Source organism: Micromonospora sp. WMMA1363, assembly GCF_030345795.1.
In the GTDB taxonomy this organism is placed as follows: domain Bacteria; phylum Actinomycetota; class Actinomycetes; order Mycobacteriales; family Micromonosporaceae; genus Micromonospora.
In genome coordinates this window covers 3,081,388-3,104,290 of the sequence record NZ_JAUALB010000001.1, presented here as the reverse complement: position 1 = coordinate 3,104,290, position 22,903 = coordinate 3,081,388, and the positions used below count along the sequence as shown (strand labels likewise).

Annotated in this window: 19 protein-coding genes and 1 pseudogene; 7 read left to right on the top strand and 13 right to left on the bottom strand. The window is 71.3% G+C overall.

From position 1 onward, the window contains the following. Positions 1-60 precede the first annotated feature (60 nt). The 4 genes from QTQ03_RS14245 to QTQ03_RS14230 are packed head-to-tail and all read right to left on the bottom strand — an operon-like array spanning position 61 to position 5,876. Positions 61-1,920, bottom strand: a complete 1,860-nt coding sequence (locus QTQ03_RS14245) for an ABC transporter ATP-binding protein (RefSeq protein ID WP_289280829.1) — start codon at positions 1,918-1,920, stop codon at positions 61-63. A 38-nt stretch (positions 1,921-1,958) separates the two neighbouring features. After that, entirely contained in the window at positions 1,959-3,800 is a 1,842-nt protein-coding gene (locus QTQ03_RS14240; protein WP_289278449.1) for an ABC transporter ATP-binding protein, read from the bottom strand. Positions 3,801-3,837: 37 nt separating this feature from the next. Beyond that, positions 3,838-4,350 (bottom strand): methylated-DNA--[protein]-cysteine S-methyltransferase, encoded by a 513-nt coding sequence (locus tag QTQ03_RS14235; protein WP_289278448.1) that lies wholly within the window; start codon positions 4,348-4,350, stop codon positions 3,838-3,840. Continuing rightward, positions 4,347-5,876, bottom strand: coding sequence for a DNA-3-methyladenine glycosylase 2 family protein (locus tag QTQ03_RS14230; RefSeq protein WP_289278447.1), 1,530 nt, complete (start codon positions 5,874-5,876; stop codon positions 4,347-4,349). Before QTQ03_RS14230 ends, QTQ03_RS14235 begins: the two co-directional genes overlap by 4 nt. A 155-nt stretch (positions 5,877-6,031) precedes the next feature. Between QTQ03_RS14230 and QTQ03_RS14225 the strand changes: the two genes are divergently transcribed. Further along, the gene (locus tag QTQ03_RS14225) at positions 6,032-6,514 is read left to right on the top strand and encodes a hypothetical protein (protein WP_289278446.1); all 483 of its coding nucleotides are present in this window, start codon (positions 6,032-6,034) and stop codon (positions 6,512-6,514) included. Between the two features lie 107 nt (positions 6,515-6,621). On the opposite strand, the pseudogene QTQ03_RS14220 reads toward QTQ03_RS14225, so the two are convergent. Further along, positions 6,622-7,389, bottom strand: a pseudogene (locus QTQ03_RS14220) (EamA family transporter); the annotation flags it as partial. A gap of 96 nt (positions 7,390-7,485) precedes the next feature. On the opposite strand from QTQ03_RS14220, the gene QTQ03_RS14215 reads away from it, so the two are divergent. From QTQ03_RS14215 to ychF, 3 genes are all read left to right on the top strand, one after another. Beyond that, a complete protein-coding gene (locus tag QTQ03_RS14215) occupies positions 7,486-7,989 on the top strand; it encodes a MarR family winged helix-turn-helix transcriptional regulator (RefSeq protein ID WP_289278445.1) in 504 nt (167 codons plus the stop codon). 45 nt (positions 7,990-8,034) lie between these two features. After that, a complete protein-coding gene (locus tag QTQ03_RS14210; protein WP_289278444.1) occupies positions 8,035-8,799 on the top strand; it encodes a Type 1 glutamine amidotransferase-like domain-containing protein in 765 nt (254 codons plus the stop codon). Positions 8,800-8,931: 132 nt separating this feature from the next. Continuing rightward, a complete protein-coding gene (gene ychF, locus QTQ03_RS14205) occupies positions 8,932-10,017 on the top strand; it encodes a redox-regulated ATPase YchF (RefSeq protein ID WP_289278443.1) in 1,086 nt (361 codons plus the stop codon). 102 nt (positions 10,018-10,119) lie between these two features. Here ychF and QTQ03_RS14200 read toward each other — a convergent pair whose 3' ends face one another. Next, positions 10,120-10,866 (bottom strand): DUF4386 domain-containing protein, encoded by a 747-nt coding sequence (locus QTQ03_RS14200; protein ID WP_289278442.1) that lies wholly within the window; start codon positions 10,864-10,866, stop codon positions 10,120-10,122. Positions 10,867-11,044: 178 nt separating this feature from the next. On the opposite strand from QTQ03_RS14200, the gene QTQ03_RS14195 reads away from it, so the two are divergent. Together QTQ03_RS14195 and QTQ03_RS14190 are read left to right on the top strand one after the other, a co-directional pair. Continuing rightward, positions 11,045-12,199: a sensor histidine kinase gene (locus tag QTQ03_RS14195; protein WP_289278441.1), complete on the top strand. Its 1,155-nt coding sequence runs from the start codon at positions 11,045-11,047 to the stop codon at positions 12,197-12,199. Beyond that, complete coding sequence (locus tag QTQ03_RS14190; protein ID WP_502889863.1) at positions 12,187-12,882, top strand: response regulator transcription factor; 696 nt, start codon at positions 12,187-12,189, stop codon at positions 12,880-12,882. The genes QTQ03_RS14195 and QTQ03_RS14190 overlap by 13 nt, the downstream gene beginning before the upstream one ends. A 96-nt stretch (positions 12,883-12,978) precedes the next feature. On the opposite strand, the gene QTQ03_RS14185 is transcribed toward QTQ03_RS14190, so the two are convergent. The 3 genes from QTQ03_RS14185 to QTQ03_RS14175 form a co-directional block, all read right to left on the bottom strand. Next, entirely contained in the window at positions 12,979-14,307 is a 1,329-nt protein-coding gene (locus tag QTQ03_RS14185) for an MFS transporter (protein ID WP_502889862.1), read from the bottom strand. A 450-nt stretch (positions 14,308-14,757) separates the two neighbouring features. Beyond that, entirely contained in the window at positions 14,758-15,120 is a 363-nt protein-coding gene (locus QTQ03_RS14180) for a PH domain-containing protein (RefSeq protein ID WP_289278438.1), read from the bottom strand. Positions 15,121-15,379: 259 nt separating this feature from the next. Next, the gene (locus tag QTQ03_RS14175) at positions 15,380-15,691 is read right to left on the bottom strand and encodes a 4a-hydroxytetrahydrobiopterin dehydratase (protein WP_289278437.1); all 312 of its coding nucleotides are present in this window, start codon (positions 15,689-15,691) and stop codon (positions 15,380-15,382) included. 176 nt (positions 15,692-15,867) lie between these two features. Between QTQ03_RS14175 and QTQ03_RS14170 the strand changes: the two genes are divergently transcribed. Further along, entirely contained in the window at positions 15,868-16,308 is a 441-nt protein-coding gene (locus QTQ03_RS14170; protein ID WP_289278436.1) for a (deoxy)nucleoside triphosphate pyrophosphohydrolase, read from the top strand. A 79-nt stretch (positions 16,309-16,387) separates the two neighbouring features. On the opposite strand, the gene QTQ03_RS14165 is transcribed toward QTQ03_RS14170, so the two are convergent. From QTQ03_RS14165 to QTQ03_RS14150, 4 genes are all read right to left on the bottom strand, one after another. Then, a complete protein-coding gene (locus tag QTQ03_RS14165; RefSeq protein ID WP_289278435.1) occupies positions 16,388-17,497 on the bottom strand; it encodes a succinate dehydrogenase/fumarate reductase iron-sulfur subunit in 1,110 nt (369 codons plus the stop codon). A gap of 3 nt (positions 17,498-17,500) precedes the next feature. Continuing rightward, a complete protein-coding gene (locus QTQ03_RS14160; protein WP_289278434.1) occupies positions 17,501-19,414 on the bottom strand; it encodes a fumarate reductase/succinate dehydrogenase flavoprotein subunit in 1,914 nt (637 codons plus the stop codon). 12 nt (positions 19,415-19,426) lie between these two features. Then, positions 19,427-20,233, bottom strand: coding sequence for a succinate dehydrogenase subunit SdhC (sdhC, locus tag QTQ03_RS14155; RefSeq protein ID WP_289278433.1), 807 nt, complete (start codon positions 20,231-20,233; stop codon positions 19,427-19,429). Positions 20,234-20,676: 443 nt separating this feature from the next. Continuing rightward, positions 20,677-22,818: a S9 family peptidase gene (locus QTQ03_RS14150; RefSeq protein WP_289278432.1), complete on the bottom strand. Its 2,142-nt coding sequence runs from the start codon at positions 22,816-22,818 to the stop codon at positions 20,677-20,679. Positions 22,819-22,903 lie beyond the last annotated feature (85 nt).

The window sequence follows — 22,903 nt, the reverse complement described above, 5'->3', positions numbered from 1 at the left end:
GCAGCACCCAGCTGCCGGGCACCGGATTACTCCGACGGTTGCACGTCGGGATCCCCGCCCCTAACCCAGCGACTCGCGCCACTGGCGGTGCAGCGCGGCGTACCGCCCGCCACCGCGGGCGAGCTGTGCCGGCGGACCGTCCTCGACGATCCGTCCCGACTCCAGCACCACCACCCGGTCGGCGATCTCGACTGTGGATAGCCGGTGCGCGATCACCAGCGCGGTCCGGTCCCGCAGGATCGTGCCCAGGGCACGCTGGACTGCCCGCTCGGTCGGGATGTCGAGCGACGAGGTCGCCTCGTCGAGGATCAACACCGTCGGATCGGCCAGGAAGGCGCGGGTGAAGGCGACGAGTTGCCGCTGGCCGGCGGAGAGCCGGCCGCCACGGCGGTGCACCTGGGTTGCGTACCCGTCGGGGAGCGCGGCGATGAAGTCATGGGCGCCGGTCGCTCGCGCGGCGGCCTCCAGGGCGGCGTCGTCTGCCTCGGGACGGCCGAAGCGGATGTTCTCCGCGACCGTGCCGCCGAACAGGTGGGTCTCCTGGGTGACCAGCACGAGCGCGCGACGCAGCTCGGCGTCGACGACGTCGCGCAGGTCGACCCCGTCCAGCAGCACCGCGCCGCCGGACGGGTCGTAAAAGCGGGCGAGCAGTTTGGCGATGGTCGACTTGCCGGTACCGGTCGGGCCGATCAGCGCGACGGTCTGGCCGGCCGGGACCTCCAGGTCGAGGCCGGTCAGGACCGGGTCGGCCGGGTGGTACCCGAAGGTGACCGACCGGAAGGCGACCGCGCCCCGGCCGGGCCCGGCGGGCAGCGGCACGGGTCGGACCGGCTCGGGCACCGCTGGGCGTTCGTCGAGCACCCCGGCGAGCTTCTCCAGCGCGGCCGTGGCCGACTGCAACGAGTTGTAGAACTGGCTCAGTTCCTGCATCGGCTCGAAGAATCGCCGCAGGTAGAGCAGGAAGGCGGCGAGCACCCCGATCTCGATGTGGCCGCCCAGCGCCCGCCAGCCGCCGTAGCACAGGACGACCGCCACGGTGACGTTGCCGATCACCTTGATCCCCGGCGAGTAGGTGGCGATCAGCCGGAACGCGTGCACGCTGGCCTGCCGGTAGTCGTCGCTGACCGTCGTGAAGATCCGCTGGTTACGGGTTTCACGCCGAAACGCGTGCACCGCCCGCACGCCCCGCATGGACTCGACGAAATGGACGATGACCAGCGCGATTGTCTCGCGGGTGCGCCGGTACGCGGCGGCCGAGGCACGGGCGAACCAGCGCGACAGCAAGAACAGGAAGGGAAAGGCGAGCAGGGTCACGACGGCCAGCGGCAGATCCAGCCACAGGAGGATGGCGGCCACCGACAGGATGGACAGGGCGGCGAGGACCAGGCTGTCGATGCCGCCGCCGACCAGCTCGCCGATCGAGTCGAGGTCGCTGGTGAGTCGGGAAACCATCCGTCCCGACGAGTACCTTTCGTGGAACGCCACCGACAGCCGGAGGAACTGGCCGTGCACCCGCTGCCGGAGGTCGAGCAGAACGGCCTGGCCGATCCGCGCGGAGAGCACGAGGAAGCCACGGCGCGCCGCGTACTCCAGCGCGGCGGCGACGGCGAACGCGGCAGCGATCCCGATCAGCGGGCCGGGGTCGCCGGCCCGCAGCGGCGGGATGGCCCGGTCGATGCCGAGCATCACGAGGTACGGCCCGGCCATGCCCGCGGCGTTCTGGGTGAGCAGTAGCGCGACCGCGGCGATCAGCGGCCACCGGTGCGGGCGCAGCAGGTTTCGCAGCAGCACCCGACTGCGGGTGCGCAGCCGGGCCACCGCAGCCGGGTCGGAGTTCTCGGCGCGGCTGCGGTCGGCGTCCGGGTCGGTGGCGACTCCGCGCCAACCTGCCAGGTCGGGGGGCCGGCGCGGGGATGGCATGGAGCGTGGTGGCAGTTCGGTGCCGCCGTCCGCGCCGGTCACGACCGCACCAGGCCCCGCCCGCCGGGCATGGGACTACCCGCCGCCGGCGGGGCGGGCGGGCCCGACGGCGGGTCGGCCGAGAGCAGCGCGCGGTACGCGGGCACGGTGGCGAGCAGCTCCGGGTGGCGTCCCACCGCCGTGACCCGACCCTGCTCCAGCAGAGCGACGCGGTCGGCGAGCGCGACGGTGGACGGCCGGTGTGCCACGACCAGGGCCGTGGTCTCGCACAGCATCCTTCGCAGCGCCCCCTCCACCAGGGACTCGGTGTGCACGTCGAGGGCGGACAACGGGTCGTCGAGAACGAGCAGTGCCGGCCGGCCGAGTACGGCCCGGGCCAGCGCCAGCCGCTGCCGCTGTCCGCCGGATAGCGACAGACCCTGCTCGCCCACCCGGGTGGCCAGCCCCCACGGCAGACTGAACGCGAAGTCGGCCTGCGCCAGCGCGAGCGCGGCATGGACCTCTTCCTCCCCGGCCTCCGGCCGGCCCAGCGTGAGGTTCTCCCACACCGACATGGAGAACAGCGTCGGTTCCTCGAAAGCCACCCCGACCAGGCGGCGCAGCGAGGCCAGCCGCAGGTCCCGCACGTCGTGGCCGTCCAGAGTGATCCGTCCGCTCGTTACCTCGTGCAGCCTTGGCACCAGCGACAACAGGGTGCTCTTGCCGGAGCCGGTCGCACCGACCAGCGCCACTGTCTCGCCCGGCTCCACGGTCAGGTTCACGCTGTCCAGCACCGCCGACGCCGCGCCCGGATAGCGGAACGAGACACCCTCGAACGCCAGCCGGCCACCTACCTCGGGCCGGGGCAGCGCGACCGCGTGCGGTCGGTCCACGATGGCCGGGGAGGTGTCGAATACCTCGCACACCCGGTCGGCGGCCGTCGCGGCTTCCTGCCCGCCGGCGATGATCCAGCCCATTCCCTGTACCGGCCAGATCAGCATGAGCTGGAGGCTGACGAAGGCCACCAACTCCCCGATGGTGAGCACTCCGTTCGCGGTGGCGGCAGCGCCGGCGACCAGTACGACGCCCAGGGTGAGGTTCGGCACCAGGTCGAGCCGGGCGGCCGTCGTGGCCAGCAGTCGTCCCTTGCCGACCCCGATGTCGTGCAGCGCCCGGGTGCCGGCGGCGAACCGGGCGGCGAGCTCCGGGCCCCGCCCGTACGCCCTCATCGTGCGTAGCCCCTGCGCGGTTTCCTCGACCAGTGTCGCCACGTCGCCCTGCTGGTCCTGCATGCGGCGGGAAGCGGCGTGGTACGCCTGCGCGAAGCGCCGGGCGATGAGGAACAGCGGCACCGCGCTCGCGGTCACCACCAGCCCCAGCGCGGGGTGCATCCGGATCAGCAGCAGCACCACGACGACGTACGTGATCACGTTGAGGATCAGGAAGAACAGGCCGAAGGAGAGGAACCGGCGGATCACCGAAAGGTCGGTGGTGATCCGGGACAGCAACTGACCGGACTGCCACCGGTCGTGGAAGCTGGCCGGCAGCCGTTGCAGATGGGCGTAGAGGTCGACGCGGATCGCCGCCTCCATGCCCACCGAGGAGGACGACTGCACCCAGCGCCGGACGAAGATCAGCAGTGCCTCGGCGAGACCGAACAGCAGCGCCAGACCGGCGAGGCGGAGCAGCCCGTCCGGGTCCTGTCGAGCAACCGGGCCGTCCACCACTCGCCGGGCCACCAGCGGCACCGCGATTCCGGCCGCGGTGGCGGCCAGGCCGGCGACCAGCAGCCAGGCGAACTCCACCGCGTACGGGCGCAGGTAGCGCCGTAGACGCCAGAGGCTGTGCAGCGGATGTCGCTCCATGGTGGGGGTCGGGTCGCCGTCGCTCTCCGCAGGCACTACCCGACGGTAGCGGCTTGTGGGAGCGGTGCCGCTGTCAGCTTGCCGTCAACCGACGCTCATGACCGAGAAGCCACTTTTTCACGTTTAGGCCCCAGCGGTAGCCGCCGAGTGTCCCATCCGTTCGCAGTACCCGGTGGCAGGGAACGAAGAGTGCGGCAGCGTTGCGCGCGCAGGCCGCGGCGGCGGCCCGGACCGCCGTCGGGCGTCCGGCCAAGCCGGCGAAGGTGGTGTACGTGACCGGCTCGCCGGGCCGTACGTCCCGCAGTGCCACCCAGGCATGTGCCAGGAAAGTACCGCCGGTGTGCTGCGCGACCGGCACGGCGTCGACTGCGGTCGGATCGCCGTCCAGGTAGGACGTCACGGCGGCGGTGATCGGGCCGAGGTCCGTCCGGGGGCGCAGCGGTGCCCGCAGGCTCGGATGGATCAGTGGGCTCAGGGCCTGCGGGTCGGCGGTGAAGCCGGCGGCCCGCACCGCCCCGTCCGGCCCGGCGACGATGCTGAGTGGGCCGGCCGGGGTGGCGATGACGGTGCTGTCGATCGTGCTCATGCTGCTCTCCAGAGTCGGATCACCGCGTACGAGCGCCAGGGGCGCCAGCGGTCGGCGTAGGTGGTCAGGGTCTTCGGGTCGTCGGGCAGGCCGAGGGCTGCGGCGCCGCGGCGTACGGCCAGATCGGTGGAGAGGAGTACGTCCGGGTCGCCGAGTGCGCGCAGCGCGACGTAGTCCGCCGTCCACTCCCCGATCCCGGGCAGCGTCAGGAGCCGCCGCCGGGTCTCCTCCCGGTCCCCACCCGGCTCCAGGTCCAGGTCCCCGCCGGCGACGGCACGAGCGAGCGCCCGAATCGTCTCCCGCCGCGCCCCCGGCATCCCGAACCCCTCGTCCGGGATCCCGAGCACCTCGGCGGCGGGCGGGAACGCCCGCAACTCCGGCTCCGGTCCGTGTCGATCATGAATGTGCGGGGCCCCGGGGAGGTCGACCTGCGGGATTCCAGGGAGATCGGACCGGCGGCCAACCTCGTGCTCGACCACGGCGTCGGTCGGGGGAAGGTGGGCGAGGAGACGGGTCAGGGTGGTGCGGGCGGACGTGACCGAGACCTGTTGACCGATGATCGCGCGGACCGCCAGCTCGAAGCCGTCCGCCGCGCGGGGGACACGGACGCCCGGTTCCGCCGAGACCGCGGGGGCCAGAGCCGGGTCGGCGGCGAGCATCTGGTCCACCGCCGCCGGGTCGGCGTCCAGGTCGAGCAGGCGGCGGCAGCGGGCCACCGCCGGCGCCAGGTCCCGCATGTCGGTCAGCCGCAGGGCCGCCCCCACGTGCCCGTGCGCCGGGGTCAGGGCCACCTCGCCGCTGCCGTGCGGCAGCCGCAGCCCGCGGCGGTACGTCCCGGCGCTCACCTCGTCGACGCCCGGCAACGCCCGCAGGGCGAGGAAGTCCAGCAGCGACCGGACGTGCAGTGGCGGCCGGTACGCCAGACGCAGGGTGATCGTCCCCGCCCCGCCCGGTGTCGGACGACGTCCGCGGGCGGTCCGCAGTTCGGTCGGCGGTACACCGTACACCTCACGGACGGTGTCGTTGAACTGCCGCACGCTGCCGAACCCGGACGCGAACGCGACGTCCGCCATCCCGAGTCCGGTGGTTTCGATCAGGGTGCGCGCGGTCTGCGCGCGCTGTGCGCGGGCCAGCGCGAGCGGGCCGGCTCCCACCTCGGCACGGAGCATCCGGTGCAGGTGTCGTTCGGTGTAGCCGAGCCGGGCCGCGAGGCCGGGCACTCCGTTCCGGTCGACGACGCCGTCGGCGATCAGCCGCATCGCGCGGCCCACCACGTCGGCGCGGACGTCCCACTGGGGGGAGCCGGGCACCGCGTCCGGCCGGCACCGGCGGCAGGCACGCAGGCCGGCCCCCTGCGCCGCGGCGGCCGACGGGAAGAACCGGACGTTCTGCCGCTTGGGGGTGGTCGCCGGGCAGGACGGCCGGCAGTAGATGCCGGTCGAGGTCACGCCCGTGTAGAACCAGCCGTCGAACCGTTGGTCACGGCTGTCGACGGCCCGGTAGCACCGCTCGAAGTCCAGGTCCACACCCTGATCATGCCCCCACCGTCAGACCCCGGCTGGCGGTATTCGGACGTGGGCGTCAGGAGGGCCCGGAGCGGGCCCTCACCCGGCGGAAGCCGCGCGGAACTGTCGGTTGTGGCCGGTACGGTCCCGCCACCACGTGAAGAAGGGGTGCGGCGATGGCGAGCGGGGCGGGCCGGCAGGCGGGGCCGACACGGGCCGGGCACCCGCCACCGGACCGGGCGGTGGTGCAGGGCTTCCACGCACGCATGCGGGCCGTTGCTCCGTCGGCGGTCGGCGCCCTCGACCGCGACCGCGCCGACGACCCGGGGCGGGCCTTCGGCGACACCGCCTGCGGCCGGCTCGTCCGTTCCCTGGACGCGGACGGGCTGCGCGCCCTCGGCATGTGGGTACACCACTGGTGCATGCGCTTCTACGACGACGACACCCGGGCAGCGCTGCGGTTGGTACGCGAGATCGCTGCCCGGTCGGGGCTGGGGTGGACGGCCGACGAGGTCCGCTGGATGCTCCGCGAGTCGTACGCGGTCGGTCCGGCCGCCGAGGCCCGTTTCACGCTGCCCTTCGCCGCCGCCGCCGAGCTGGCCCCGGGCACGCTGCGGATCGAGCCCGTCGTCCCGCGCCAGCCCGGTCCCCGGGACTGACGCCCCGACCCGACGGCTGGCCGCCGTGGGGGCAGTTGGCCGGCCACGGTCGCGCCGACGGCGAGGGCGAAGCCGGCGAGCTGCCACCCGCGCATCGCCTGATCGAGCACCGCCCACCCGAGCGCGGCGGCGGTCAGCGGGCTCAGCGCCCCGAGTAGAGAGACCTGGGTGACCGGCAGCCGGGCGGCGCCGCGGAACCAGAGAGCGTACGCCAGGGCCGTGCCGGCCAGCGTCAGCCAGGCGTATCCGGCCAGCGCGGGCAGGTCCGGCGTCGGCGGCGGCCCCTCGACCAGCAGGGCGGGCGGCACCACCAGCAGCCCGCCGGCGGTGAGCTGCCATCCGGTGGGGGCGAGTGTCCCCGCCCCTGGTGGGCGTCCCCAGCGCCGGGTCAGCACCAGCCCGGCTCCCATCGACGCGGTGGCGGTCAGGCCGGCAGCCACGCCGAGGGGATCCAGGCCGGCGTCCGGCCGGAGCACGACCAGGGCGACGCCGACCAGTGCCGCGACTGCCGCGGCCAGCGCTCGGGGCTGGGGGCGCTCGCGCAGCACCAGCACGGTCAGGCCGGCGACCAGCAGCGGCTGGGTGGCGCCGAGGACGGCTGCCGTCCCGCCGGGCAGCCGGTACGCGGCCAGGAAGAGCAGGGGGAAGAAGGCCCCGATGTTCAGCGCGCCGAGCACCGCCGACCGCCACCACCAGCAGCCGTGCGGTCGGTGTCGGGTGACGGCGAGCAGCAGCGCACCGGCGGGCAGGGCGCGGGCCACCCCGGACCAGAGCGGCCGGTCCGGGGGCAGTAGTTCGCTGGTGACCAGGTACGTCGTGCCCCAAACGACCGGCGCGGCGGCGGTGACCAAGGGGTCAAGTCGGTGGCGTGCCATGGGTCCTCCTCCAAAAGCTTTAGCCCAAGCATCTTAGTCCTAAGCTACTTGGGGTCGAGTAATATCGCAAGTGCGACGTGCGGCACAATCCGGGGTGTGGCAGAGCGGGATGACGTCGACGGCATCGTCGAGCAGTGGCAACGGGAACGGCCGGGCATGCGGCCCGAGCCAATGGCCGTCTTCGGCCGGATCTACCGGCTGGCCCGGCTGGTCGGCGACGAGCAGGAGCGCACGTACGCCCGTTGGTCGATCAACCGGGGCGAGTTCGACGTGCTCGCCGCGCTGCGCCGCGCTGGTACTCCGTACACGCTGGCGCCGAAGGCGCTTGCCACGTCGTTGATGCTCACCTCCGGCGGGATGACCGGCCGGCTTGACCGGCTGGAACGGGCCGGGCTGGTCCGCCGCTCGCCCGACCCGGCGGACCGGCGGGGCCTTCAGGTGACCCTGACCGAGGCGGGGCGGGCGCTGGTCGAGGAGGCGGCGGACGCCGGGCTGACCGTCCAGCGCCGCCTACTCGACGCGTTGCCACCGGAGGATCAGGAGCGCCTTGCCGACCTGCTGCGCACCCTGCTCGACGCCGTGGCCGCCCGCGAACCGTGACCGTCGGGCCGCCCGGTGGCGGGCGTCCGCGTTCGCTGCGACAGGATGGGCGACACTCCCGACGGAAGGACGACCGTGGCCGCCAGCGAACCGACCATCCTCGCCACCAGCATGGGCATCCACGCGCCGCGCCGGGATGGTGCGGCCCGCCGGGTCAACCCTGTCTTCGATTTGGCCGCGGAGCTGGCCGGTGCCGGGCCCGAGCCGCGGATCTGCTTCCTCAACCAGGCCGAGGGGGATCAGCCGACCACGTTGACCCGGGTGTACGAGGCGTTCGCCGACAGCCGTTTCCGGATGACCCACCTGGCGCTGTTCCCGATGCCCAACGTGGAAGACGTCCGCGCCCACCTGCGCGCGCAGGACGTGGTCTGGGTCGGCGGCGGCAGCGTGGCGAACCTGGTCGCCGTGTGGCGGGTGCACGGCCTCGGCGAGATCCTGCGCGAGTGCTGGGAGGCCGGCGTCGTGCTCGGCGGGGTGTCCGCCGGATCGATCTGCTGGCACGCCGGCGGCGCCACCGACAGCTTCGGCCGCACCTTGCGCGGCTTCACCGACGGGCTGGGGTGGCTACCGTACGGCAACGGCGTGCACTACGACAGCGAGGAGCAGCGCCGGCCGCTGATGCACCGTCTGGTCGGCGACGGCGCCCTGCCGACCGCCCACTGCACCGACGACGGGACCGGCCTGATGTACCGGGGCGAGCGGCTGGTCGAGGCGGTCGCGGACCGTCCCGGTGTGACGGCCTACGAGGTCAGCCGCGGCCCGGACGGCAGCGTACGGGAGACGCCGATCGGCCCGCGGCTGCTCGACTGAGCCGGCTCACGCAGCGGTAGCAACCGGTCAGTCGTCCACCTGTGATGGCGGGTGGGACCGGGGCGGGCCGGCGGTTCCGAAAGCCGAGGCAGGTGCCGGTGATCGTCGGGCACCGGCGTAAGCTGGCACGTCGTGAGTCTCACCATCGGCATCGTCGGCCTGCCCAACGTCGGCAAGAGCACGCTGTTCAACGCCCTGACCAAGAACGACGTGCTCGCGGCGAACTACCCCTTCGCCACGATCGAGCCCAACGTCGGGGTCGTCGGCCTGCCGGACGAGCGGCTGGACAAGCTTTCCGGGATCTTCAGCTCGCAGAAGGTGATCCCCGCGCCGGTGTCGTTCGTCGACATCGCCGGCCTGGTACGAGGCGCCTCCAAGGGCCAGGGGCGGGGCAACGCGTTCCTCGCCAACATCCGGGACGCCGCCGCGATCTGCCAGGTCGTCCGGGCCTTCTCCGACCCGAACGTGGTGCACGTCGACGGCAAGGTCTCGCCGGCCGACGACATCGAGACGATCAACACCGAGCTGATCCTCGCCGACCTTCAGACCCTGGAGCGCGCGGTGCCCCGGCTGGAGAAGGAGGCCAAGCTCCGCAAGGACCGCGCCGCCGCGCTCGCCGCCGCGAAGGCCGCGGTCGACGTGCTCGACAACGGCACCACCCTGTACGCGGGCGCGGCGGCCGCCGGGGTCGAGCTGGAGCACCTGCGGGAACTGCATCTGCTCACCACCAAGCCGTTCCTGTACGTCTTCAACGTCGACGAGGCCGAACTGGCCAACTCCGAGTTCCTCGACGAGCTGCGTGCCCTGGTCGCACCAGCCGAGGCCGTCTTCATGGACGCGAAGATCGAGTCCGAGCTGGTGGACCTGCCCGAGGAGGAGGCCCGCGAGCTCCTGGAGTCGATCGGGCAGTCCGAGCCGGGGCTGGACCAGCTGGTCCGGGTGGGGTTCCGCACGCTCGGGCTGCAGACGTACCTCACTGCCGGCCCCAAGGAGGCGCGGGCCTGGACGGTCCCGATCGGCTCGACCGCGCCAGAGGCCGCGGGGGTCATCCACTCCGACTTCCAGCGCGGCTTCATCAAGGCCGAGGTGGTCTCTTTCGACGACCTGGTCGCGGCCGGCAGCATGGCGGCGGCTAAGGCGGCGGGCCGGGTCCGCATCGAGGGCAAGGAGTACGTCATGCAGGACGGCGACGTCGTGGAGTTCCGCTTCAACGTCTGAATCCGCGCGTTCCCACAGCTCAGGAGGGGCGCGTCCGTGCGGTGGGGCAAAGCCCCACCGCGCGTCGACCGCCCGCCGGGTGCGTTCCTCCGATACCGGCCCCTACCTGCCGACCGTTTCCTGACCGGCTCCCCGCACCGCCAGCCGTAGTGCCAGCGACAGCTCCGCCACCAGGATCGGCAGCAGGATCGCCGGAGCGATCCGGTCCGCCAGTGCCGGCGAGAGGATCAGCGCCAACGTGTTCACGACATAGCAGCCGCCCGCCACGATCATCATCACGCCGAAGACCCGCGGTACCAACCGGGAGCGCAGGATGAGCCAGCCCACGAGCACGCAGAAGCCGGCGAAGAAGACCAGGGAGAACGCGAAGCCGGTGGCGAACAGGCGGGTCGCGAGGTAGACCAGCGCCTGCTGCTGCCCGTCACTCAGGGCGGCGACCGCGCCGGTCTCCTCGATCAGGGCGAGCGGCAGGAAGAGGTGAAGGAGGCTCACCGCCTCGACTGTCACCGCGGTGACGCCGAACACCAGCGCGGAGCGCGCGAGGGCCGGCGCAACCATCCGGAACAGGCCGGAGACGAGCACGTTCACCACGACGGCGGGGATCAGGTAGACGAGGTGAACAGCCAGCCCCCAGCGCCACAGCGTTTCGTGGTCGGTGATCGCCCGGGCGGTCGCTGCGGCGTCGCCGGGCACGATCAACGATCCCCGCGCCGCCACTTCGGCGAACAGCCCGCCGGCGATGACGAGGAGATAGCCCACTCCGGCGAGCCTGGCCTGCCGTGCCGTTGCCGTCGAACGGGTCTGGAGCGTCGGATCCGACCAATCGATGGTGTCAGCAGTCTTGTTCATGTCTTGAAGGCTAGGGAGCAGGGCCGGTGCGGGGATCGGGCTTCGGGATGGCGGCCCGCGTCGGGCGTCGCCGTGCCGCGGGCTCGCGACCGACCAATGTATGGAGCGGTGCGACCTTCGTATCGATCACCGCGGTCGCCGGGGTAACCGAGCCCTCCCGGCCGGTAGGCTAGCCGGGGTGAACGCTTCGGTGCCGCGGCCCGAGGGGCGGCGACGCCCGCGGGACTGGCTGGTGGACTCGGGGCTGTTTCTGCTTGCCGGCGGTTACTGGCTACTGGCTACCGGCGCAGACTTGACGGCGGCCAGCCCGCCGGAGCCGGCATGGCTGTTCGCCCTCCCCGAGATCGCCGGCGCACTCGGTTGCGTTGGGCTGTGGCTGCGTCGGCGTTGGCCGGTGGCGCTGGCAACAGCGTTGACGGCGGTCGGAGTCCTCACGGATCTGGCGGCCATCGCCCTGGTGGTAGCACTCTTCACGGTGGCGGTGCGCCGTTCGCCGCGGACCACCGCGATCGTGTTCGCCGGCAGTCTGCTCGCTCCTCTCTCGCACCTGGTGCTCCGACCCGGGCATGACCTCGTTCCGTTTCTGTTCGGCATCGTCGTCCTGGGTGGAGTGGTTGGCTGGGGACTGTTCGTCCGTCACCGGCAACAGCTCATGCAAGCGTTACGGGACCGTGCCGTGCGCGCCGAGACCGAGGCACGGTTGCGGGCCGAGCAGGCCCAGCACCACGCCCGAGAGGAGATCGCCAGGGAGATGCACGATCTGCTCGGCCACCGGCTGTCGTTGTTGAGCGTGCACGCCGGTGCGTTGGAGTTCTGCCCCGACGCGTCTCCCGAGGAGGTCAACCGCGCGGCCAGGGTGATCCGGGAGAGCGCCCACCAGGCGTTGCAGGACCTACGAGAGGTTCTCGGTGTCCTCCGCGCCCCGGTGGGTGAGCTGCCGCTGCCGACCCTGGTCGACGTTCCGGTTCTGGTCGCCGAGTCGGGCCGGGCCGGGATGCGGGTAGACCTGAGCACCGACGTGAGCGAACCGGCTCCGCAGGGCGTCGGACGCACCGCCTACCGGATCGTTCAGGAGGGCTTGACCAACGCTCGTAAACACGCCCCGGGCGCCGAGGTGCGCGTCCGGCTGGCGGGTGCGCCGGACCATGGCCTGACGGTCGAGGTGCACAACGACGCCCCCGCCGCGGGCCGGGAGCCCGTCGCCACGCTGACACCCGGCCAGGGGCTGGTCGGTGTGGCCGAGCGGGTCACGTTGGCCAACGGACGTCTGTCGCACGAGCCGACGACTGACGGCGGCTGGCGGCTTTCGGCCTGGCTACCCTGGCAGCCGTGACCATTCCGGGAGCCGATCCGGTCGGCGTGCTGATTGTTGACGACGACCCGCTGGTGCGCAGCGGGCTGGTGATGATGCTGAGCCGAGCCGCCGACGTCCGCGTGGTCGCCGAGACCGGCGACGGCGCCCAGGCACTGGAGTTGGTTGACCGGCACGCTCTCGACGTGGTGTTGATGGACATCCGAATGCCGGTGATGGACGGGCTGTCCGCCACCGAGTCCCTGCGATCCCGACCCAACGCGCCGGAGGTCATCATCCTGACCACCTTCGACGCCGATGCACACGTCGTCCGGGCGCTGCGGGCCGGGGCCGCCGGGTTCGTGCTCAAAGACACCCCGCCAGCGGAGATCGTGGCCGCGATCCGCCGGGTCGCCCAGGGCGAGCCCGTGTTGTCCCCGGCGGTGACCCGTCGCCTCATCGACCGGGTTGCCGGATCCGGTCGCGATCGACGGCGGGCGACGGCCCGGGATCGCCTCGCCGTGCTGAACGACCGCGAGCGCGAGGTGGCGGTCGCGGTGGGCAGGGGCTGGTCCAATGCGGAGATCGGGGCCTCGCTCTACCTGAGCGTCCCGACTGTCAAGACGCACGTGTCCGGCATCCTGTCCAAGTTGGGTCTGAACAACCGGGTCCAGGTCGCACTGCTGGTCCACGACGCCGGGCTTTCCGACCACGACGTCGGGTGACTCGGCCGCCGCTCGCGGGTGCGCAGATGCGCCGCCGAGATGCGGCCCGCCGACAGGTCGCCAGGGTTCAGGGCGTGTGCCCTCGCGCGGTGGTGCTCATGTGCGCCAGATTCCGACGATAGCCGCCGATACCAGGGCGCTCGTGACCGCGATCCAGCGCAGGGACGTGGCGATGCCGCCGCCGAGATCGGACATCGTCGAGCTGACCTCGATCAACATGGCGATGGCCGCGACCCCCAGGCCGGCGAGGCCGGTGACGATCGTGAGAGTGACGCCGGAGGCCTCTCCCACGAGTCGGGTCTTGACGATCGTCTGGGTTCCGACGGTGGCCATCTGGTAGCCGATGCCGAAGCAGAGCCCGACCAGCGCGAGTCCGGGGAGGTAGGGCCCCAGACCGCCTTCGATCGAGAGCAGGAGCAGCCCGACGGCGCCGAGGGCCGTCGCGGCGGCGATCGTGCGGGGGATGTTGTACCGCGCGCCCAGCCGGCCCGTGAGTGGACCGGCCACGGTGCCGGCAACGGTGGCGGCCAGGAAGATCACGCCCGCGATGGCGGGAGAGTATCCCTTGACCTGCTGGAGGTAGAGCGTGATCGAAAAGATTGCGACGCTGAACGCGACATTGGCAATCATTGCCATGGTGGTGGTGACGACAAAGCAGGTGTTCCGAAACAGGGTAAGCTTGATCATGGGATTCTTCGCGTGTCGTTCGCGCAACACGAAACCGCCCAGCAGCAGTAGCCCGATCGCGGCCATACCGACTACTTCGGTGACGCGCCAGGCGTTCGCGCGGTCGACGGCGTAGGTGACGGCGCTGATCCCTCCCGATAGCATGAAAAGGCCGGGAAGATCGATCGAGCGGGCCGCGGTCGGGTCGCGTGACTCTCGCACCCCGACGGTGACGAGCGCGATGGCGATGGCGCTTAGTGAGACGTTCGTGAGCAGGATGACTCGCCACCCGATCAGCTCCACGGCCACGCCCCCGAACAGCGGTCCCAGTGCCATTGCCAATGCTCCGACACCCAATGCGTTGCCGATCACCTGCTTGTTCCGCTCATGCGGAAAGGCGTCCGTGATGACGGCGATACTGAGCGGCACCAGTGTGCCCGCACCGATACCCTGCACCAGCCGGAAAGCGATAACCGTGTTCGCGTTCGGGCTGAGTCCGCCCCCGAGAGATGCCAGACCGAAAATGGTGAGCCCTACGATGAGGATACGTTTGCGGCCGAAGATGTCACCAAGTCGGCCGGCCGGAACCAGGAACGCACCCACCGCGATCATGTAGCCGCTGATCACCCAGTGCAGGTTTGTCGTGGAGACGTCAAGCTCTTGCGCCATTCGTGGTAGCGCAAGGCTGAGCGCGAAGAAGTCGAGCTGCGACGTGAAAATGCAGATTGCGGCGGCGCCGAACGTCAGTTTCCGACGCAGTGAATCATCCGTTGGGCCCGACCGGGAGAGGCGTTCCGGAGCCGGATCAGACGGCGGGTGGTGCCAGCGGTAGATCACGCGGTCAGCGTAACGAAGCGGGAATCAACGGTGGCTATTGTTGCTGATCCGCCATGCCGCCGGGTGGGTGGCCGGGGTCGTTCGACGTTGCGTCGATCGTGCTTGATGATATCGGGCGTTGACCTGTCGGCCAGGTTCTGGCCTGACGGGCCGCGGTGCCGTCAGGCCGGTGGCGCGGCGGCTCGTCACGCCAGGCGTCGTGTGTCCCGGAGCGCGTGTCGTGGCGCCGCCCGGCTGCGGCATCGACTGTGGGACCCCCGCCCCCGGCGGTGATGATCTGAAGGACCTGTCGGCGGCGCCGTGGCGTGGGTAGGTGCTCGTCGCGGCGGCAGCCGCCCTGGCGATGCCGCCCGTGGTCTCGGTCTCGGCGGATCAGCTGATGTAGTGCAGGATCACGTTGTGGACGTGGTGGCTCTTCTGGGCGCCCCGGAACTCCACCTCGTAGGTGTGCGTGCCGACGTGAATCGCGATGGCGCCGGTGGAGAAGAACTGCCCACCCCACGACTTGTTGCTGACCACGCTCACGCTGGTGATCTTCGAATACGGGATGCTGGTGATCGCGTACCGCTTGCCGATGAACGAGCGGTCCTGAATTATCACGCGCCGGTCGGTCAGGCCGATGAAGCCGGTGCCGGTGCCGACGGCGTCGTAGACGGCGATGATCTGCTCACCCTCGAGAAGGCCGCTCTGGATCTGCTGGAACTGCTCCTTGCGGTCGTACGTCACGTTCGCCATGACTTCAGCGTAGGGTGGTGGAGCCACCGCCAGGACTGTCGGACATCGAGCGCCGAGATCCGTCCCTTCGCCGAGTCCGTCCTTCGCCGAAATGTGCCCTTTGTCGAGATATGACCTTTGTGGAATCTGGACCGGGTTCGCCGGGCGGACGGCAACGCCGTCGGGTTGCGCTGGTACCCGCGGGACGCGCCGGCCCTACCTCGTCGGCAACGATCCCCGCTCGCGTCGCTGCGGATGGGCGGGACCTCGAGCGTGGCGGTCAGGAGTCGGCGACCGTGCGGAAGGCGTCCTCGATGCGGGCGGCGAGCAGGACCTCGCCCTCGGTCAACGGCGCGTTGCCGTGCCCGACCTGGATCTGGGTGCGGTCGGCGCGCCGGCTGATCTCCGGGCGGACGCGCAGGGCATCGGAGACCACCTTGATCCGCTCGGTGAGCGCCGCGTGCTGCGAATCGTCGAGCACCAGGGTGCGCCGGATCTGCTCGCCCTCCCGGGTCCACCCGGGGAGTAGGGTCAGCGCGTCGCTCAGGTAGTCGGGCTTCGCCCGCCCGCTGAACAGCAAGCGCAACACCACACCTCCCAGGCGCCGTTGCCGGCTTGTGCCCAAATCGTCGCCGTCCCGTGTCTTGTCGGCGGCTCTAGTCTGTCGCCGTATGGTGAGTGTGTCCACGGCCACACTTCCGGGTCTTCCTGGCCTGACGGTCGGCCACGCTACCCAAACCGCCGATTGATCTGGCACGCTGGACGCCCGTGCGGACCGAACGGACCAACGACGGCGGGCGGGTTGAGCGACGGGAGCCGAAGGTGATCGTCGGCGCGGCGATCATCCAGGACGGGCGGGTGCTCGCCTGTGCCCGGTCGGCCCCGCCCGAGGTGGCCGGCAGGTGGGAGTTCCCGGGCGGCAAGGTCGAGCCGGGGGAGAGCGAGACGGTCGCGCTGGTCCGCGAATGCGCCGAGGAACTCGCCGTGCGCGTCGAGATCGGCGACCGGGTCGGCCGCAACGTGCGGATGGCCCACGGACGCTCGGTGCTCAAGGTGTACGTGGCTCGCCTGCTGCACGGCGATCAGCCGCAGGCGCTGGAGCATTCGGCGCTGCGCTGGCTCTCCGCCGCCGAGCTGGACACCGTCACCTGGCTGCCCGCCGACGCCCCGATCGTCGCCGCCCTCCGCCCCCTCCTGGCTGCCGGCTGATCCGTCCCGCGAGCCGGAGGGGCCAGAAACGGACGGGGGCCGCCGGCATGCGCCGCGGCCCCCGTCGTCGTCTGCCCGCTCAGTGCTTGTCCTGCTCCGGGTGGGCGAAGTTCAGGTGCTCCGGCGGCAGCGGGAACGTCACGTCGTCACCGAACGGCGACGGCGCCGCCGCCCGGTCGAAGGTCAGCTCGGTCAGCGGCAGCTTGCCCGACGCGTCGACCGCCGGGGCGGTCGGCTTGGGCACCTCCCGGTGCCAGTTGACGCCCGCCTGCGCCTGCTCCTCGGCCCGCGGGTCGTGCGAGCCGCCCGCGTGCGAGTGGACCCCGGCGGCGCCGGCCGCGTCCGCCGCGCTGGCGCGCACCGCGCCTGGGGAGTGCTCGCTGGTCACGCTGGTCTGAGGCACCTGACCCCTCCGGAAAATCTTGCTACCAAGCCACACGAGTGGATCGTACCTGCGGTCGACGACCCGCTCCTTCATGGGGATGATCCCGTTGTCGGTGATTTTGATGTGCTCGGGGCAGACCTCGGTGCAGCACTTGGTGATGTTGCAGTAGCCCAAGCCCTGTTCGGCCTGCGCGTACTCCTTGCGGTCGGTCCGGGCGTCCAACGGGTGCATGTCCAGCTCCGCGGCGCGGATGAAGTATCGCGGCCCGGAGAATGCGGGCATGTTCTCCTCGTGGTCGCGAATCACGTGGCAGACCGTCTGGCACAGGAAGCACTCGATGCACTTGCGGAACTCCTGCGAGCGCTCGACGTCGACCTGCCGCATCCGGTAGTCGCCGGGCGCCACGCCCGGCGGCGGCGCGAAGGCCGGCGTCTCCCGGCCCTTCTCGTAGTTGAACGAGACGTCGGTGACCAGGTCCCGGATGATCGGGAACGTCCGCAGCGGGGTGACCGTGATCGTCTCATCCTCGGCGAACGTCGACATCCGGGTCATGCAGCCCAGCTTCGGCTTGCCGTTGATCTCCATCGAGCAGGAGCCGCACTTGCCGGCCTTGCAGTTCCACCGGCAGGCCAGATCCGGCGCGTCGGTGGTCTGGAGCCGGTGGATGACGTCGAGGACCACCTCGCCCTCGTTCACCTCCACCAGATAGTCCTGCAGGTCACCGCCGCTCTCATCGCCCCGCCAGATGCGGAATTGCCGCTTGGCGCCCGGTTTGCCGGCCGCCTGGGTCTCGTCAGTGCCCATTCCTCAGCGCTCCTCCTCAGCGAGGGCGTCGAACTCCGCCAGCTCCTCGTCGGTCAGGTACTTGGCCAGCTCCGCGCGGTCGAAGAGTGCCACCAGCTCGGGGCGTATCCGCGGCAGCGGCTTGCGGTCCAGACGCACGGTGTCGCCCGCCAGCGAGCAGACCAGGTTCACCCGGCGCCACGCCGGGTCCATCGCCGGATGGTCCTCCCGGGTGTGGCCGCCGCGCGACTCCCGCCGCTCCAGCGCCGCCTTCGCGGTGCACTCGGAGACGACCAGCATGTTGCGCAGATCCAGCGCCAGGTGCCAGCCGGGGTTGTAGCGGCGGCCACCGGCCGCGCTCACCTTCGCCACCCGCTCACGCAGCTCGCCGAGCCGGCGCAGCGCGTCAACCAGCTCGCCCTCCCGCCGGATGATGCCGACCAGGTCGCCCATCACCGCCTGCAGATCCTGCTGCAGGGTGTACGGGCTCTCGCCGGTGTCCCGCTGCAACGGTGCCAGGGCCGTCTCCACCGCGGCCTCCACCGCCGTCACCGGCACGCGGGGCCGGGCGGCCAGCCCGTCGGCGTACGTGGCCGCGTGGCCTCCCGCCCGCTTGCCGAAGACCAGCAGGTCGGACAGGGAGTTGCCGCCGAGGCGGTTGGAGCCGTGCATACCGCCGGACACCTCACCGGCGGCGAACAGTCCGCGTACGTGCCCGAGCGCGGCGCCGGAATCCGGGTCGACCTCCACGCCCCCCATCACGTAGTGGCAGGTCGGGCCGACCTCCATCGACTCGGCGGTGATGTCGACATCGGCGAGTTCCTTGAACTGGTGGTACATCGACGGCAGGCGACGGCGGATCTCCTCGGCCGGCCGCCGGGAGGCGATGTCCAGGTAGACACCCCCGGCGGGGCTGCCACGACCGGCCTTCACCTCGCTGTTGATCGCCCGAGCCACCTCGTCACGCGGGAGCAGCTCGGGTGGGCGGCGGTTGTTGTCCGGGTCGGAGTACCAGCGGTCCGCCTCCGCCTCGTTGTCCGCGTACTGCTTGCGGAACACGTCCGGTACGTAGTCGAACATGAACCGCTTGCCCTCGGCGTTCTTCAGGACGCCGCCGTCACCGCGGACCGACTCGGTGACCAGGATGCCCTTGACCGAGGGCGGCCAGACCATGCCGGTCGGGTGGAACTGGAGGAACTCCATGTTGATCAGAGTCGCCCCGGCGCGCAGCGCCAGCGCGTGTCCGTCCCCGGTGTACTCCCAGGAGTTCGAGGTGACCTTGTACGAGCGCCCGACCCCGCCGGTCGCCAGCACCACGGCGGGTGCCTCGAACAGGACGAACTCGCCGGACTCGCGGTAGTAGCCGAACGCCCCGGCGATCCGGTCCCCGTCGAGCAGCAGCTCGGTGATGGTGGTTTCGGCGAAGACCTTGATCCGGGCGTCGTACGAGCCGTGCTCGCGCTTGTCCTCCTGCTGGAGGGAGACGACCTTCTGCTGGAGGGTGCGGATCAGCTCCAGACCGGTCCGGTCGCCGACGTGGGCCAGCCGCGGGTACTCGTGGCCACCGAAGTTGCGCTGCGAGATCTTCCCGTCCTTCGTGCGGTCGAAGAGCGCGCCGTAGGTCTCCAGCTCCCAGATCCGCTGCGGCGACTCCTTCGCGTGCAGCTCGGCCATCCGGAAGTTGTTCAGGAACTTGCCGCCGCGCATCGTGTCGCGGAAGTGCACCTGCCAGTTGTCCCGGCTGTTCACGTTTCCCATCGCGGCGGCGGCGCCGCCCTCGGCCATCACCGTGTGGGCCTTGCCGAAGAGCGACTTCGAGATGATCGCCGTCTTCATGCCGGCGAGCCGGGCCTCGATCGCCGCCCGCAGGCCGGCGCCGCCGGCCCCGATCACGACGACGTCGTAGTGGTGTCTTTCGATTCGCGTGGTAGTGGTCATGTCAGGGGCCCTCTAGTTGATGAACCGCAGGTCGGAGAACCAGTTGGCCGCGACCGCCATGACGTAGAAGTCGGTCAGCGCCAGGGTGCCGAGGGTGATCCAGGCGAGCTGCATGTGCCGGACGTTCAGCGCGGAGACGAACGTCCAGGCCCGGTAGCGCATCGGGTGCCTGGAGAAGTGCTTGAGCCGGCCGCCGATGATGTGCCGGCAGGAGTGGCAGGAAACGGTGTACGCCCAGAGCATGACCACGTTGCCGAGCAGGATGATGTTGCCCAGGCCGAACCCGAAGCCCTTGGGGCTGTGGAAGGCCAGGATCGCGTCCCAGGTGTTGATCAGCGAGATGATCACCGCGGCGTAGAAGGCGTAGCGGTGCAGGTTCTGGCCGATCAGCGGGAAGCGGGTCTCGCCCGTGTAGGTCTGGTGGCCGTCGGGCACGGCGCAGGCGGGCGGGGAGAGCCAGTACGACCGGTAGTACGCCTTGCGGTAGTAGTAGCAGGTCAGCCGGAACAACAGCAGGAACGGCAGTGAGAACGCCGCCTCCGGGATGATCCACCAACCGGGCAGGTACTGCCCGAAGTGCGAGGCGCCCTCGACGCACCGGTCCGTGATGCAGGGGGAGTAGAAGGGGGTCAGGTAGTGGTACTCCTCGACCCAGTAGAAGTCGTGCATGAAGACCCGGACCGTCGCGTACGCGACCCACGCGGTGAGGCCGATGACGGTGATCAGCGGGGCGAACCACCAGCGGTCCGTACGCAACGTCCGCGCCGCGATGGCGGCGCGCGAACGCACCCCACCCGGCCTCGTTGCCGTTGATGTCATTCCAGTCGTCTCCCTGACGGGGCCCCACGGGGCGGCGGATCAAGTTCCGAGTAGGCAACCGGACCGGCGAACCCGCACCCGCTTGCCAACGTCATGCGCACACCAACAGCCACGCCGGCGATACGGTGCAGCTAAGTGACACACGTTACGCCGATCTCCGCGAGCCGTCCGCGCAAGGCAGTGTCCCGTGTGTCCCGGCGATTGGGAACCCTTCCGTCACAATCAATCCCGCCGCCGTCCGGACCGACCCGCGGCGGTGCGCAGACGGTCACGTCCGTCCACTCAATTCCAGACAGGAGCCCACGAGGTCGGCGAAGCGCGCGATCAGATGCGGCCGCCCGGCGTCGCGGAGCGGGTCGGGTGCCGCCGGCGACGGCCCAACGCTGGCACCATCACCTCACTTCACCTCACACGTCGGTGTGGAGAAGGTCGAGTACCTCACCTCACAGGTGGGTGCGGAGAAAGTCGAGTTCCAGGCGGAGCAGGCGTTCGGCGGTACCCCCGGCGGCCATGTGCGTCGCGCCGGTCAACGGAAGCACCGCATGCGGACGGCCGGTGGCCAACAGCGCCGCCGACAGCCGCAGCGTGTGCGCGGCCACCACGTTGTCGTCGGCCAGCCCGTGCACCAGCAGCAGCGGACGGGCCTGGTCGGGGCCGGTCAACGGCTCGGCGGCCAGCTCCACCAGCGAATGGTGCGCGTACACGTCCGGACCGTCGTCGGGTAGGCCCAGGTACCGCTCGGTGTACGCGGTGTCGTACAGGGCCCAGTCGGTGACCGGGGCCCCGGCGATCCCGCACCGGAACAGCTCCGGGTGGCGCAGCACGGCCAGCCCCGCCAGCCAGCCCCCGAACGACCAGCCCCGCACCGCCACCCGGCCCAGATCGAGGTCGGGGTGCTTGTCGGCGAGCGCGGTGAGCGCCTCCACCTGATCGGCGAGGATCACGTCCGCCACCCGGCGGTGGATCGCCTTCTCGAACGACGGCGCGACACCCGGCGTACCCCGGTTGTCCACCACGACCACCGCGAACCCGGCGTCGGCCCACCACTGCCGTTCCAGCCACGCCGACCGCGCCGCGAGCACCTCCTGATGGCCCGGACCGCCGTAGACGTCCAGCAGCACCGGCAGCCGCCGGCCGGTGACGTGGTTGTCCGGGTAGAGCACCGCGGCCGGCAACCTCCGGTCGGTCACCCGCTCCAGCAGCGGCAGCGGCGAGTACGGCGGGATCGCGGCGGACGACCGCAGCGCCGCCACCTCCCGGTCGCCCTGCCACACCGTCCACCGCCAGCCCGCGTGGTCGAGCGAGGCGCTGCCGATCACCAGCACGTTCCCACCCACGGCGGCCACGTGCCAGCCGGAGTCGGCGGTGATTCGGCGCGCGTCCACGCCCCCGCCGATGGTGGTGTGCACCCGAAACAGGTGTTGCTCGCTGGGCTCGCCCTCGCTCGCCTCGACCAGCAGGTCGGCCGGCCCGTTGCCGGAGGCGGCCGGCAGTCGACCAACCACCCGGCGCACGTACAGCGACGGCGGGGTCAGCAGCGTCCCGTCGGCGAAGAGGCAGCGCGCGTCGTACCCGTCGTGGGCCAGCTCCCCACCGACCAGTACCCGGCCGTCGGGCAGGTGGGCGGGCGTGCCGGGGATCGGCTCGACCCAGCGTGGGTCAGCCAGCTCGGCGTGCACCTGCGTTTCCCCGGTCCGCGGGTCGACCGCGAGCACCAGGCCGTGCTGCTGGGACCGGCGCAGTACGGTGATCAGCGGCCCACCGTCAGCCCAGTGCACCGTGGTCAGGTAGGGGTAGGTCTCCCGGTCCCAGTGCACGTCGACCCAGCCGCCGTCGAGGTCGAGCAGGTGCAGGCTCACCTCTGCGTTGGGTCCGCCGGCCCGGGGGTACGCGACGCTCGTGGGCGTGCTCGCCGGGTCGGCCGGGTCGTGCAGGTGCCAGCGTTCGAGGCGGGACTCGTCCACCCGCGCGGCGAGCACCGACCGCCCGTCGGGAGCCCACCAGTAGCCGCGGAATCGGTCGAACTCCTCGGCCGCGACGTGTTCGGCCAGCCCCCAGGTCACCCCGGAGTCCTCGCCGGCCAGCATGGTGTCGGTGCCGTCGTGTTCGACCACCCGCAGTTCCCCGCGGCGGACCCCGTCCGACTCGTCGGTCACGTACGCCAGCCGCTGCCCGGTCGGGTCGGGTCGGGGGTCGAGCACCGGACCCGCGGTGGTCACCTCGACCACGTCACCATGGACCAGGTCGGCCCGGAAGAGCCGGCCGCCGAGCGCGAAGACCGCCACCCGGCCGGCCGAGTCGACGGTGTACGACCCGATTCCCCCGGCGCTCAACCGAAGGCGTTCCCGCAGCGCCCGCTCGCCTGGGCTGAGCGGGTCGACGTCGCCGCCGAGCAGCGCCTCCGGATCGGCGACCAACCGCTCCTTTCCGCTGGCGGTGTCGAGGAGCCAGAGTGCGTCGGCTGGGTCCTCCGGGCCGCCGGAGCGGAGGAAGAGCACCCGGGAGCCGTCGTCGGCCACGGAAACGGCGCGCGGTGCTCCGTGGCGGAACCGACGGGTACACGCGGCCAGCTCCGGAAAGTCCACACGTCGGATCGTAGGACGGTGCCGGAGGTGATGTGGCCGACCTGCCTGGACGCGTCCGGGCCGGTCGGGGAGAACCGCCGGTTAG